The sequence below is a fragment of the Sporosarcina sp. SG10008 genome, from assembly GCF_044569405.1.
GTDB classification, from domain to species: Bacteria; Bacillota; Bacilli; order Bacillales_A; family Planococcaceae; genus Sporosarcina; species Sporosarcina psychrophila.
Genome location: NZ_CP172607.1, coordinates 4,357,341 through 4,371,306, shown reverse-complemented (window position 1 = coordinate 4,371,306; position 13,966 = coordinate 4,357,341). Strand labels below are relative to the sequence as shown.

The 13,966-nt window shown below is 41.6% G+C and carries 13 protein-coding genes; 5 read left to right on the top strand and 8 right to left on the bottom strand.

The features are described from left to right. The first annotated feature begins 158 nt into the window (after window positions 1-158). Window positions 159-551, top strand: coding sequence for a thiol-disulfide oxidoreductase DCC family protein (locus ACGLYD_RS20500; protein ID WP_338654046.1), 393 nt, complete (start codon window positions 159-161; stop codon window positions 549-551). A 53-nt stretch (window positions 552-604) separates the two neighbouring features. Here the strand turns inward: ACGLYD_RS20500 and ACGLYD_RS20495 are convergent, their stop codons facing one another. The 8 genes from ACGLYD_RS20495 to ACGLYD_RS20460 form a co-directional block, all read right to left on the bottom strand. Next, on the bottom strand, window positions 605-961 hold the full coding sequence (locus tag ACGLYD_RS20495; protein WP_340741262.1) for a DUF779 domain-containing protein: 357 nt from the start codon (window positions 959-961) through the stop codon (window positions 605-607). Between the two features lie 276 nt (window positions 962-1,237). Further along, window positions 1,238-2,779: an aldehyde dehydrogenase gene (adh, locus tag ACGLYD_RS20490; RefSeq protein WP_067204639.1), complete on the bottom strand. Its 1,542-nt coding sequence runs from the start codon at window positions 2,777-2,779 to the stop codon at window positions 1,238-1,240. 308 nt (window positions 2,780-3,087) lie between these two features. After that, the gene (locus ACGLYD_RS20485; protein ID WP_187046446.1) at window positions 3,088-3,855 is read right to left on the bottom strand and encodes a 3-hydroxybutyrate dehydrogenase; all 768 of its coding nucleotides are present in this window, start codon (window positions 3,853-3,855) and stop codon (window positions 3,088-3,090) included. 21 nt (window positions 3,856-3,876) lie between these two features. Then, a complete protein-coding gene (locus ACGLYD_RS20480; protein WP_187046445.1) occupies window positions 3,877-4,641 on the bottom strand; it encodes an SDR family NAD(P)-dependent oxidoreductase in 765 nt (254 codons plus the stop codon). 12 nt (window positions 4,642-4,653) lie between these two features. Further along, window positions 4,654-5,586 (bottom strand): 3-hydroxyacyl-CoA dehydrogenase family protein, encoded by a 933-nt coding sequence (locus ACGLYD_RS20475; protein WP_399630296.1) that lies wholly within the window; start codon window positions 5,584-5,586, stop codon window positions 4,654-4,656. Between the two features lie 76 nt (window positions 5,587-5,662). Then, entirely contained in the window at window positions 5,663-6,976 is a 1,314-nt protein-coding gene (locus ACGLYD_RS20470; RefSeq protein WP_187046443.1) for a GntP family permease, read from the bottom strand. 31 nt (window positions 6,977-7,007) lie between these two features. Continuing rightward, complete coding sequence (gene hisD, locus ACGLYD_RS20465) at window positions 7,008-8,288, bottom strand: histidinol dehydrogenase (RefSeq protein WP_067204627.1); 1,281 nt, start codon at window positions 8,286-8,288, stop codon at window positions 7,008-7,010. A gap of 90 nt (window positions 8,289-8,378) precedes the next feature. Next, the gene (locus ACGLYD_RS20460; protein WP_338654053.1) at window positions 8,379-9,365 is read right to left on the bottom strand and encodes a LacI family DNA-binding transcriptional regulator; all 987 of its coding nucleotides are present in this window, start codon (window positions 9,363-9,365) and stop codon (window positions 8,379-8,381) included. Window positions 9,366-9,508: 143 nt separating this feature from the next. Between ACGLYD_RS20460 and ACGLYD_RS20455 the strand changes: the two genes are divergently transcribed. From ACGLYD_RS20455 to ACGLYD_RS20440, 4 genes are all read left to right on the top strand, one after another. Continuing rightward, the gene (locus ACGLYD_RS20455) at window positions 9,509-10,675 is read left to right on the top strand and encodes a S1C family serine protease (RefSeq protein ID WP_399630293.1); all 1,167 of its coding nucleotides are present in this window, start codon (window positions 9,509-9,511) and stop codon (window positions 10,673-10,675) included. 114 nt (window positions 10,676-10,789) lie between these two features. After that, window positions 10,790-11,491, top strand: coding sequence for a response regulator transcription factor (locus ACGLYD_RS20450; RefSeq protein ID WP_187046440.1), 702 nt, complete (start codon window positions 10,790-10,792; stop codon window positions 11,489-11,491). Continuing rightward, complete coding sequence (locus ACGLYD_RS20445) at window positions 11,488-12,903, top strand: cell wall metabolism sensor histidine kinase WalK (protein WP_187046439.1); 1,416 nt, start codon at window positions 11,488-11,490, stop codon at window positions 12,901-12,903. Before ACGLYD_RS20450 ends, ACGLYD_RS20445 begins: the two co-directional genes overlap by 4 nt. Before the next feature lie 128 nt (window positions 12,904-13,031). Continuing rightward, window positions 13,032-13,862: a hypothetical protein gene (locus ACGLYD_RS20440; RefSeq protein WP_399630290.1), complete on the top strand. Its 831-nt coding sequence runs from the start codon at window positions 13,032-13,034 to the stop codon at window positions 13,860-13,862. The last annotated feature ends 104 nt before the right edge of the window (window positions 13,863-13,966 follow it).

Sequence of the window (13,966 nt, the reverse complement as noted above, 5' to 3'; positions counted from 1 at the left end):
TGCGGTGGAAAACATCCAAACGTTTATAGCATGTTCCATTTCTTTTCACTACCATTATACTAAATATTCTGTCACATGTAAATAGTAACACCTTTCACGTTTTATCGATTCACTAACAGGCTATACTATAGAAGATAAGTACGCCGGGAGGTTATTTTATGAAAAGAATTATTTTATTTGACGGTGTTTGTAATTTTTGTGATGCAAGTGTGCAGTTCATTATAAAGCGAGATCCTGCCAATCATTTTCTATTTACTTCATTACAAAGCGAAAAAGGACTGGAACTCACGAAAAAATATGCTATCCCGGAAGACGTTGACAGCTTGGTTTTGATTGAAAACGGTAAAGCGTTCACCAAGTCTTCAGCAGCGCTCCGTATCGCAAAAAAACTGGACGGATTATGGCATCTATTCTTCCTATTTATACTCGTACCACGTAAAATCCGTGACGGCGTATATAACTACGTCGCTATAAATCGCTATAAATGGTTTGGCAAGAAAGAAGATGCGTGTATGTTGCCATCGCCAGAACAGCGGAAACGCTTTATTTAACCAACGACAAAAGGGCCTGCCGATTTTTCATCGAGGGCCCTTTTGTTATTCACTTACACTTGTAGCTCTTTGTTTTCCTCAGCCGTAAACGCACGTGACCTGGTCAAAAAGCGTTTGCCTTCAACACCTTCGAGTGAAAACATGCCGCCGCGACCGTTGACAACGTCAATGATTAGCTGTGTATGCCTCCAATACTCGAATTGGTTTTTGTGCATATAAAACGGTGTTTCACCAATAGTACCAAGTAGGACATCCTGATCACCTATAATCAGTTCCCCATTCGGATAACACATTGGCGATGAGCCATCACAGCAGCCGCCCGACTGGTGAAACATGAGTGGACCGTGTTTCTCTACCAAAAACGCAATGAGTTCCAGTGCAGCGTCAGTTGCGAGTACGCGTTCCGTCATCCGCACTACCTCCCTCCTTTTCGAATCAATCACGCCTCGGCGTGATTGCGTCCAGATTTTGAATTGAGCTTGAGGCCTACAGGATGTAGGTCATGCAGTCGTTGCGACAGGAAGTCGCGAACTTAGACTGCCTTCCTTAACTCCCTTCAAAATCTGTGACATCCGTCGGAGGCTTTGGGCCAACAGGATGTTGGTCATTCAGACGTTGCCGCAGGACGCGGCGTTCTTAGTCTGAGATCCACAATTCAGCGGGGTTTGAACCCCCGCTGAATGAAATTAAAAGAAACCTTGTTTGTTTTCGCTGTAGCTAACAAGCATGTTTTTCGTTTGTTGGTAGTGGCTCAACATCATTAAGTGGTTTTCACGTCCAACACCGGACGCTTTGTAACCACCGAACGCAGCATGCGCTGGGTACATGTGATAACAGTTCGTCCAGACCCGCCCCGCTTGGATGCCGCGACCGAAACGATATGCCGTATTCATGTCGCGCGTCCAGACACCCGAACCTAAGCCGTATAGCGTATCGTTCGCAATTTCAAGCGCTTCTTCTTTTGTTTTGAATGTTGTAACCGAAACGACAGGGCCAAAGATTTCTTCTTGGAAAATCCGCATTTTATTATTCCCTTTAAAGACAGTTGGCTTGACGTAGTAGCCGTCTTTCAAATCGCCTTCAAGCTGATTTTGCTCTCCGCCAATCAGGCATTCCGCACCTTCCTGTTTGCCGATATCTAGATAGGAAAGAATTTTCTCCAACTGTTCAGTTGACGCTTGCGCACCCATCATGACAGTCGGATCAAGCGGATTTCCTGTTTTAATCGCTTTTACACGCTCAATTGCGCGGTCCATGAATTTATCGTAAATGGATTCTTGAATCAATGCACGCGATGGGCATGTACATACTTCACCCTGGTTCAGTGCAAACATGACGAAGCCTTCTACTGCTTTGTCCAAGAACGAATCGTCTTCGTCCATAATGTCTTCGAAGAAGATATTCGGTGATTTACCACCTAATTCGAGTGTGACAGGGATTGCGTTTTGTGAAGCGTATTGCATAATCAGACGTCCCGTTGTCGTTTCACCTGTGAATGCAATTTTCCCAATACGTGAGCTCGATGCAAGCGGTTTACCTGCTTCAAGACCAAAACCGTTCACGACATTCAAAACACCCGGAGGTAATAGATCTTCTATCAATTCTACAAGTACAAGAATTGATGCCGGTGTCTGTTCAGCAGGCTTCAGCACGACACAGTTTCCTGCAGCAAGTGCTGGTGCTAGTTTCCATACCGCCATCAGAATAGGGAAGTTCCATGGAATAATCTGTCCAACGACACCGATTGGCTCATGGAAATGGTACGCTACAGTATCGTCGTCAATCTGACTAACTCCACCTTCTTGCGCACGGATTGCACTAGCAAAATAGCGGAAATGGTCGATAGCAAGCGGCAGATCTGCATTCAATGTTTCACGAACCGCTTTGCCGTTATCCCACGTTTCAGCAACAGCTAGCATTTCTAAGTTTTGTTCAATGCGATCAGCAATTTTCAGTAACGTATTCGCACGTACCGTAACAGACGTTTTGCCCCAAGCATCTTTTGCAGCATGTGCCGCATCCAACGCAAGTTCAACATCCTCTGCAGTCGAGCGTGCAACTTCTGTAAATACTTTCCCCGTTACCGGCGTCACGTTATCAAAGTATTCCCCTTTAACCGGCGCTGTCCATTTTCCACCGATAAAGTTATCGTAGCGTTCTTTAAAGTTTACTTTCGCACCTTCCGTATTCGGAAAAGCATAAATCTGATTTTCTACCGCTTGTACCATTTTTCCATTCCTCCCTGTGAGTTGAATTTTTCACACAATGCCACTATATGTCGCAAACTTCCTCCGTATGCGCCTCTACCAGAAGCAATTAATGTATGCGCTTACAACAGACTTGAAATAAAAAAGAAGCTTGTCCTCTTATTCTGTCAGACTATGTTGATTATTTCAACTACTAGACTTTATAATCGTTCGACATAGATTGACATGTTCATCGGGAGCTACTTTATTATCCATGCGTGGTAAATTAAAGGGCCTACTCGTAAGTCTATAAATCGACTTACGAGTAGGCCCTTTATATAACAATGGTTTTACTGAGCAGTGTAGCCACCGTCCAAAATAATCGCTTGTCCAGTCATACCCTTTGCGGAGTCACTTGCAATATACAAAGCTAAATCCGTTATCTCCTTCACATCGAGCAGTCTTTTTTGAGGAACTAATGGGTATAGTACTTCTTCTAAAACTTGTTCAACTTCAATATTTCTTGTTTTTGCAAGGTCAGCAAATTGGTTCCTCACTAATGGCGTATCGACATACCCTGGACAAATCGCATTGACAGTAATTCCATCTGAAGCCGATTCGAGAGCAGCTACTTTCGTTAAACCAATTACCCCATGTTTTGCAGAGTTGTAAGCGGCTTTTCCAGCAAATCCAATAACGCCATTAATAGAAGCCATGTTAATAATTCTTCCAAACTCTTGTTTCTTCATATGAGGCAGTGCATGTTTGATGGCTATAAATGGTGCCGTCAACATAATTTTTACAAGCAGTTCAAACTTTTCAGTAGGGAAATCTTCGATAAATGATACATGTTGCATCCCCGCATTGTTGACAAGAATATCAATCCGCCCAAACTTCTCAACCGTAAATTCAATTGCCTTTTTGATGTCCTCTTCTTTTGTAACATCACAGACAATTCCTTCGACATTTTTTTCAATTTTGGAAAGTGCTTCATCGACGGCTTGTTGCGTTAAATCAGAGATAACAACTTTAGCACCAGCATCAGAAAATGCCTTTGCAATATCGAATCCGATTCCCCTTGCTGCTCCAGTTATAAATAACACTTGATCTTGCATCATATTCTTTGCCACCTTTACCTTTTAGATTGCTGTCCATCCACCATCTACTTTAATCGTTTCACCTGTAACAAAATTTGATAGGTTCGATGCCAAGTAAAGAACCGCTCCTGAAATATCTCCCGGTTGTGCCAGTTTGCCTAAGAGAATTCGACTTTCTACATCATTTTTAAATGCTTCATCTTCAAACATTTTAGTCGTCAATTCTGTTTCAATAAATGTCGGAGCAACGGCATTTACATTTATTCCACTTTGCGCCCATTCGACTGCCAACGCTTTTGTCAGTTGAACCGCTCCACCTTTACTTGCACAATACGCCGCCCTATTATAATAACCAACAAAAGCCATTTGGGATACGATATTGATGATCCTCCCACTGCGTTGCGGAATCATGTAAGTAGCGGCTTCCTGACTGCAAAAGAACGTAGATTTTAAATTTGTATCGAGCACTTGATCCCAATCATCTTCCGTCACTTCTATCGCCGGTTTAGCGATATTAACCCCCGCATTGTTCACCAATACATCTACCGTTCCAAATTGGGTCGCTACCTCATCAACCATCGCCCGAACCTGCTTGATATCCTTTAAGTCCGCTTGAATCGATTTACATTTCGTATTGTATTGGTGTAATTCCACTAGCGTGTTATGTAGTGCATTCTCATCTCGACCTACGATAACGACATTCGCTTTTAGTTCAGCGAATGTCCGGGCAATTTCTTTTCCAATACCCTTACTACCGCCCGTTACAATAACCGTTTTGTTTTCTAAATCTGAAAAGTATGGTTTCATATTAGCATCCTCCTACTCTTTCCGATCGTTTTTTAGGAAGTGAATAAGCGTTTTCTCCCGCTCTGCATTGATTGTTTCAGAAGTTTCTTGATCCCACATATAGAATCCTTCACCACTCTTATCACCGAATTTCTTTTGATTGACTAGATTTGATAAGTGAACTCCCGATTTACTTTCATTGCTAAGATCTTCAAACAAGTAATTTGAAATCGCAGAGAAAACGTCAAGGCCTCCCATGTCCGCAGTCATTAACGGTCCCGTTATCGGCAAGCGTCTCCCAATGCTATACGTTACAGCTGCATCGATATCTTCTTTCGTCGCAACACCTTCATCGAGCAGCGATTGTGCCTCGCGGAATAAAGCATACTGCAGCCGGTTCCCGATGAATCCTGGAACTTCTTTGTTTATCAAAATCGGCTTTTTATTCATTACGTTCAATAAATTCATAGCACGCTCAATCGTTACCTGATCAGTTTTCTCCCCTTTAACCACTTCGACAAGGGGGATTAAATGTCCCGGATTCCAAAAATGTGTAACGATAAAACGATTCGGGTACTCCATTTCTTCCGCTAAAGAAGTTGGCGTAAATCCAGACGTATTACTCGCAAGAACAGTATCTTTACTACATATTGCTTCAATCTCTTTATACAATTCCCGCTTCATTTGACTATTTTCTGGAATGACCTCAATTATAAAAGTCGCCTCTTGTACAATCTCTTCTAATGAAGTTGAAAATACAATGCGCTTACGAATTTCCTCAGCCATTGCTTCATTAAATAAATCATTGTGTACCATCACCGTTAATTTATTGCGAAGCCCTTTGTCTGCTGTTGCTAGGTCTTGTTCATTCATACCAGAGATTTTGACTTCTATCCCTGCCCACGCTGCTGATAGCGCAATTGAATGTCCCATCGTGCCGCAACCAATGATTGCTAGTTTTTCCATAACGGTCTACCTCCATTTTTCGATATGATAAAATACCCAACAAACTATAACAATTAGCTTGTTGGGTATCTATTACTTACATGCCTAATGAGAATAATACGACAGCTAACACGACGCCGAGTATTGGTACTATGACCGTTAATGCGCCAAACGCAGGATATGCGTCTTTATGCGTTTCGCCAGCAATTGAACGAATTGTCGTTACAACATAACCGCCCTGTGGCAATGAATCCAAAGAGCCTGAAGAAATTGCGACCACACGGTGTAACGCATCCGGATCGACACCCAAATCTAAATAATGTGGTGCAAGCAACGGTAAAGCAATCGCCTGTCCACCTGATGATGATCCAGTTAAACCTGCAATAACTGCTACAGCAAGTCCTCCTCCTATGAGAGGACTACCTGGTATAGCCGTCATAAAACTAACAGCGTCACCAAACGCGGGAGTTGCTTTTATGACTCCGCCAAACCCTACAACCGCAGCTGTATTAGCAATTGCAATAACTGCACCCATTGTTCCTTCTGAAACCGCTTTCCCAAAGTTCGAGAAATACTTTCTGTTGATTAAATACGTTGCGATTACACCACTCGTAAGAGCAACAATTAACGCAGATGTCCCCAATGAGTTATGGAATATAAATGAGATAATCAACACAACAAGTAAGGGAATTACACTTAACAATGGACTCGGTAAATGCTCCCTCACCTCATGATGATCCGTTTCTCTATCAACAAAATGTTCGCCTTTTGCCAACGCTTTTGAAATCATTTTTTTCAGCCACCAATAGCCGAAGATCGCCATAAATGCAGCTACAATTGCACTTACTTGCCATCCAGCATATGCAGTTGTTCCAAGGAACTCAATTGGAATCCAGTTTTGAATTTCTGGTGAACCCGCAGAAGTCATTGTAAACGTTGTAGATCCAAATGCTAATGTCGCTGGGATGAATCTTCTTGGTAAGTTTGCTTCTTTAAACAAACTGATGGCCATTGGATAAACAGAAAATGCAACGACGAATAAACTAACTCCCCCATACGTCAGGATTGCACAAGCGATTACAACAGCAAGAGCTGCCCGTTTCATACCAAGCTTGCCTACAATCCATTTCGAAACACTTTCTGCTGCACCGCTATCTTCCATAACTTTACCGAAAATTGCTCCAGTCAAGAACATTAAATACCATGAGCCGATGAAACTTGAAAAACCGCCCATATAATTTGTTACAAAGTTAGCTATCCCTTCATCCGGTACTCCCGGAAATAATGGAAGGCCACTTAATAGTGCAACAACGAGCGCTGACAGCGGAGCAGCAATTAGTAAGTTCATGCCCTTCATTGTCAAATAAATCAATAATGCTAGTCCCCCAAATAACCCTATCATCCCTAACATCGAATCGCCTGCCCCCTCTGCAGAAAAGAAATTATGCTTTCTTTCCGTACCTTCTTACTCGTAATAACGCTTGTTCAGCATGACCTGCAAAGTTCTCCAATTGACAGAGACGCGCTGCATATTCGCCGATATAAGCACTCGCTTCAGGTGTCACTTTTTGGTACGTTACCGTTTTGATAAACTTACCTACCCATAGACCGCCTGTATAACGAGCTGCACCTTTTGTTGGTAATGTATGATTCGTTCCAATCACTTTATCGCCGTATGCAACGTTCGTTTCAGGCCCTAGGAATAGACAACCGTAATTTGTCATGTTTTCTAAGAAATAATTCGGATCTGCTGTTAGAATTTCAACGTGTTCAAACGCTAGTCGGTCGGCTTCTACAAGCGCTTCTTCAATGCTATCCACTAACAGGATTTGGCCGTAATCATCCCATGAAACGCGTGCAACGTCAGCCGTTGGTAATACTTTAAGTTGTCTTTCGATTTCTTCTACAGTTTCATAAGCAAGTTTTTCCGAAGTCGTAATTAAGGCACCCGGAGATGTTGGACCGTGTTCACCTTGTCCAAGAATATCCGTAGCAATCATTTCAGCATCTGCTGTTTCATCCGCAACAACTAATGTTTCAGTAGGTCCAGCAAACAAGTCAATTCCTACGCGACCAAATAGTTGTCTTTTTGCTTCTGCCACGAAAGCGTTTCCAGGCCCGACAATCATATCGACAGATTGGATCGTTTCAGTTCCAATCGCCATAGCAGCCATCGCTTGAATTCCACCTAATAAATAGATTTCGTCCGCACCCGCCAAATACATTGCCGTGATTGTTGCATTCGGGATTTCACCGTTAATTGGCGGTGTGCAAGCGATTACACGCTTGACACCAGCAACTTTTGCCGTCAACACGCTCATATGAGCAGAAGCAACCATAGGGTAACGTCCACCAGGAATATAACAGCCGACGCTGCTTACAGGGATATTTTTATGCCCTAAAATAACGCCTGGAATGTTTTCTACTTCTACATCGTTCATTGACGCTAATTGCGCTTCTGCAAATTCACGAATGTTCTTTTGAGCAAATTTAATATCTTCGATTACTTCCGCAGGTACTTGCGCTACGATTTCTTTAATTTGTTCTTCGGTTAATCTGAATGCCTCAGGCGACCATTTATCAAATTTCTCGGAGAACTCACGAACCGCTTCGTCTCCTCTATTCTCAATTTCTTGAATAGCATTCGCTACAATTTTCGATACTTCAAGATTGTTTTTAGTCAATTCTTCTTGTGATTTACCAGCTTTCAATACTCTAACCATTTTATTTCCTCCTCTTTCTTTCTTGCATACGTATGCAAAGCACTTTATAGGTAAAGAGTATTTCAAATACTCTAGGAAGTCAACCTTTTTTTATGTCGTTTTACGCTCGATTAAAATCCCATTTACCTCTATATTGTCAGCAAAACCTGTGTACTCCTCTATTTCCGACATTAAATAACTGACTGTTTGATTTACCATTTCATTAATCGGTTGTGCCCAAGTCGTTAGACTATACGTCGGCCACGAAGCCATTTCAATATTATCAAACCCAATTACTTTCGTAGCTTCCGGAATAGCAATCGAACTTTCACGAAGTGCATCCAACACGCCTAACGCCATGATATCGTTCGCCACAAAAAATGAATCTGGAATTCCATTTTCATTTATCACTTGCTGGGCAATTTTATATCCGCCCTCATATGTATAATCCGATCCAATCCTTTTCAGGGCAATGTTATTTTTCGTAAGAGCTTCAGTAAAGCCTTGTTCCCGCTCTTTACTTGTCGATGTATTTTGATTCCCTGCAATATAAATGATATCCGAACTACCTTTATCAACAAGAAATTGTGCAATTTCCTTACTTGCCTCTAAATTATTACAACACACAGAGTAAAAATCATTACTCGCGATTTTTCTGTTAAAAAGCACCAAAGGAATTTTATATCTTTTAAAGTCTTCTATAGCATTTAAAGACAGTGACGCGTCTGTAATAATGACACCTGCAACATTATAATTAAATAATATATCGATATCTTCTTTTTGTATTTCGTCATTATTCGTGTATACAAACATAATGCTATAGCCCAAACTTTTAAAGGTCGTTGTAAATTGCTTTAAAACTTGAGGATAAAAAGGATTTTGAATACCCTTCATCACTATGCCAATGATTTTCGTTCGATTCGTAATTAAACTCCTCGCCAACTCATTTGGCCGATAGCCCAATTCTTTCGCGGCAGCTAGAACCTTTTCCCTTGTTTTCGCAGACACTGTGGCACCTTCAAAGTAAACTCTGGACACAGATGATTGAGATACGCCCGCATGTTTTGCGACATCCATCGCAGTAATTAACTTTTGCACTTCACTCACACCTTTGGAATCATATTATTGATTCAACTATACCCTCAAAACAGCTACTTCATCAATCGTTAACTTCTTGGTAATAGTTTGTTCATATCTTCCAACTAGAATAAAGAGTATCAGATGAAACGGGAGGAATTATCATGGAGACAGAAAATAGAAACAAACCGGTTAAACGATTTTTAGCAACACTAGGAGCAGGTGTTATTGGTTCGGTATTAACGTTAGCGATCGTAGTCAATACAGATCTACTACAAGGCGGTTCCGCTGAAGTGGTACCTGTCACTACGGATACGGTTCCCTATAATGTACAGCAAACAAGCACTAAAGATATACCGTCACTTTCCGACATGGTAGAACAGTCTTCCGGCGCAATTGTCGGGATTGTTAATTACCAAAAAGGGAATAATCCTTTTTCACAGCAAGCTGAAAGTACCAAGAGCGGTTCCGGTTCGGGTGTCATTTATAAAATAGATGGTGACAAAGCATTTATCGTGACGAATAACCACGTCATCGAAGGCGCAGAAAAGCTTGAGGTTTCACTTGAAAGCGGAGAGACAACAACGGCTACGCTCGTTGGAAAAGATGCACTAAGTGACCTTGCTGTCCTAACTATCGATGCGAAGTATGCAGACACTTCCCTAGAATTCGGCGACTCCGATAAACTTCGTGCAGGAGACGATGTCATCGCCATTGGGAATCCCCTTGGCCTCGACTTCTCCGGTACAGTAACCCAAGGGATTGTGAGTGCAGTCAATCGATCCATCAACGTGAAGACTTCTGCGGGCGAATGGGAAATGAATGTAATCCAAACGGACGCAGCCATTAACCCCGGGAACAGCGGTGGCGCACTCCTCAATGCAGCAGGACAAGTCATTGGCATTAACAGCTTAAAAATTTCTGAAAGTGGTGTCGAAGGACTTGGCTTTGCGATTCCAAGTAACGAAGTCATTCCATTAATTGAAGAAATGACAACAAATGGACAAGTTGAACGCCCATATATCGGGATTGGACTTGCGGATCTTGATCAGGTGCCACGGACCTATTTGCAAGGTCTTCCGAGTGAAATTAAAGCTGGCGTGGTAATTGCAAATATTGATCCTGAATCTGCAGCAGGAAAAGCGGGCCTCGATGTAGAAGATATAATAACAGCGATTAATGGTACTGAAGTGAAGAACTCAACAGAGCTACGGAAGTTCTTGTACACGAATCTTGCTGTCGGTGACAAAGCAACATTTACGATTTATCGCGGTTCCGAGTTGAAAACGGTTGACGTTTTACTTACGAGCAATGTATCCACGGCAAATTAATATATTCGTCCAAACACCTCTCCTTCATTCCATGGGAGGGGTGTTTGCAGTTGCTAATTTCTCGTTTTCGATTTACCTTGAAAGGAATGGCAGTGCAACAGGAGGTGTGTTTTAGTGAGAATTTTAGTAATTGAAGACAATGAAAGTGTATCTTCCATGATTGAGCTATTCTTCTTGAAGGAGGAAATCGATGGTTCATTCATAAAAAATGGTTTGGAAGGTTTCGAAATTGCGAAGCAAGGCGGCTGGGATTGCATCATTATTGACTGGATGTTGCCTGGCATGGATGGTATTTCGATTTGCCATAAACTACGGTTAGCAAACATTGCTACGCCAATTATTATGCTAACCGCAAAAGACGGTGAATCAGACCAAGTGCTTGGACTTGAAATGGGTGCAGATGATTATGTCACAAAACCCTTCAGTCCACTGGCGCTAATGGCTCGCATTAAGGCGGTAACACGCAGGTATTCAACGCTGAAAGACAAACCACTGCAAGATGGCGTCGTCGAAACCGCCCATTTTAAGATTAACCTCAACACACGTGACGTATTGCTCGATGGAGTACGAATACAAAACCTGACTCCAAAAGAATTCGATCTACTATACCATTTTGTCCAGCATCCGAAACAAGTTTTCTCACGTGAACAATTGCTGGATAACGTGTGGGGATATGACTTTTACGGTGATGACCGAACTGTCGACGTGCATATCAAACGGCTTCGCACAAAAGTCTCGACGGATGAACAACCTTTTTTCCATACTGTTTGGGGCGTCGGTTACCGATTCGACGAAACCATAGGTGACTCAAAGTGAAAGTAAAATACTTATACCAGCAACTTGTCAGTCACTTCAGCGTAATCGTCATTGCATTTTTATTATTAAGCTTGCTATTTTCACACTATATCGAGCAATTTGTCTATGCTAATAAAACAGAAGAACTTCAGACATATGGGCAATCTATTTTACGAGACATCCAACAAGACCAGCGAAGTTCTGACAGGATCCTAAAGTCTTATGGACAAGTCCTAAATGGTCGGGATATTCAATATAGTTTATTCGACGAAAACTCGGCCATCATTTATTCGACAGGCATAAAAACGCCGCTCATTAGTTTGAGTGAAAAAGAATGGCACGATATTAAAAATGGTCAACCTGTAACTGTGAAGCAGGATTTCAAACGATTCAACGAAGCCGTCACATTTGTTCTTCTTCCCTATGTCCAAAACAATCGATTTGTCGGCGGTATACTTTTGACGTCACCCATAAAAGGCTCACGTGAAGTTATTTCTCAAATGAATACTTATTTGCTTATTACAACGTTCATCGCACTGACCATTTCGCTTCTTCTCAGCTGGATTTTATCGACTTTTCACGTTAGGCGTATTAAACGGCTTCAAGATGCAACTTCTGCCGTCGCACAAGGTGATTACTCAGTACGTATCCCCTCCTCGGATTTTGACGAAATCGGTGAACTTGCAGGTGATTTCAACGAGATGGTTGAAAAGTTGGATGCCTCAATGGAGGAAATTGAAAATCTCGAAAACAGGCGTCGTCAATTCATGGCCGATGTGTCACATGAATTACGAACACCCCTTACAACAATAAGAGGCATGATTGAAGGACTAAAAAATAATATGATTCCTGAATCTGAAAAAGAAAAGGGATTACAGCTCGCCACTAATGAAACGTTGCGGCTTATCCGTCTGGTCAATGAAAACTTGGATTACGAAAAAATCCGCTCCAACCAAGTCACACTCTTTAAACAGGACATCCAGCTCGTTGAACTATTAGAAATCATCAAAGATCAGCTCGAGGGCGTTGCGGCGGAACGAAATAACGAGATTTTTGTGGCTGTAGACCCAAATATATTGGTGTTTGCAGATTACGACAGACTCACCCAGATATTGATCAATATCACAAAAAATAGTATCCAATTCACCGACAACGGTAGGATCTATCTTCGCGGTTATATGAGCAATACAAACTGTATCATTGAAATCGAAGATACAGGTATTGGGATTGACCCTGATGATGTCGAGAAAATTTGGGGTCGTTTTTATAAAGCCATTGTATCTAGAACAACGAATCCATACGGCGAATTCGGACTTGGCTTGTCGATTGTAAAAAGTCTCGTCATGATGCATAACGGCGCAATCGATGTAACAAGCGAAAAAGGAAAAGGTACAAAGTTTACGCTGTCGTTCCCTGTACAAAATGAAAACTAAAAATCTGTTTTAGCTGCTCTGCATTGTGCATAGCAGTTTTTTTAATATCTCGTTCATACCCCTGTCATAATTCGTTCATATTCTTCGGGCATACTAAAATTAATCAGATCCATGAAGGAGGAAAATAAATGAAGAATAATGCAATGAAATATGTTTTAGCAACGGTATTGACTCTAGGTGTAATTGGGTCGGTAACTGCCTATGCGAAAGAGGACAGCGAGACGACGAAAAGCTCCCCTTCATTCGAACATAAACATGGGGAGCAAGGAGATGCTAAAAAGTTTATTTCTGAGAAGGCAGAAGAACTTGGTATTAAAACTGACGGCAAGGACACGAAAGTAATTTTCGAAGAAGTACAAAAAGCCATGACCCTAAAACACGCGAAAGAACTTGGCATTGATACTGAAGGTAAAGAAATAAAAGCCCTTCAGAAAGAAATTTGGAATGCGAAACTTCAACTAGCAGCTACAGAGTTAGGCATTGATGCAACTGGCAAGGACGATGAAATGTTAGCAAAAGAAATTCGCGAAGCACAAATTACGAAAGAAGCAAAAGAGCTTGGTATCTCCACTGTTGGCAAAGAATTCAAAGCACTTGCAAAAGAAGTTGGGCAGGCTAAAGTTTTAAAAAAAGCAAAAGAACTGGGTATTGAAACAGATGACAAAGATCATCATGACTTAATGAAAGAAGTACGCGACAAAGAAATTTTCAATGCTGCTGAAAAACTTGGCATCGATACAGCGAACAAATCCGCACGTGAACTAATGAATGAAATCCGTACAAATTACGCCGACAAAGTTGAAGATTTGGACTTGTTCCCTTCTAAGGTAGAAAAAGACTTTTTCTTCGATAGACCACGTAGTGGTAAAGGAGAACATTTTGAAGGTCGACGCGAACATGACAAAGACGACAATGAGGGGAAATCACAAGTACCCGAAAAAAGTAATACCCAAGAATAAATAGACTAAACGAAAAAACGAATCTGTTTTTTCGTTTTTTTATTCCCCGTAATAGTTTGTTCATATTTCTCCTGTAGAATGAAGTTATATCAAACATTGGAGGA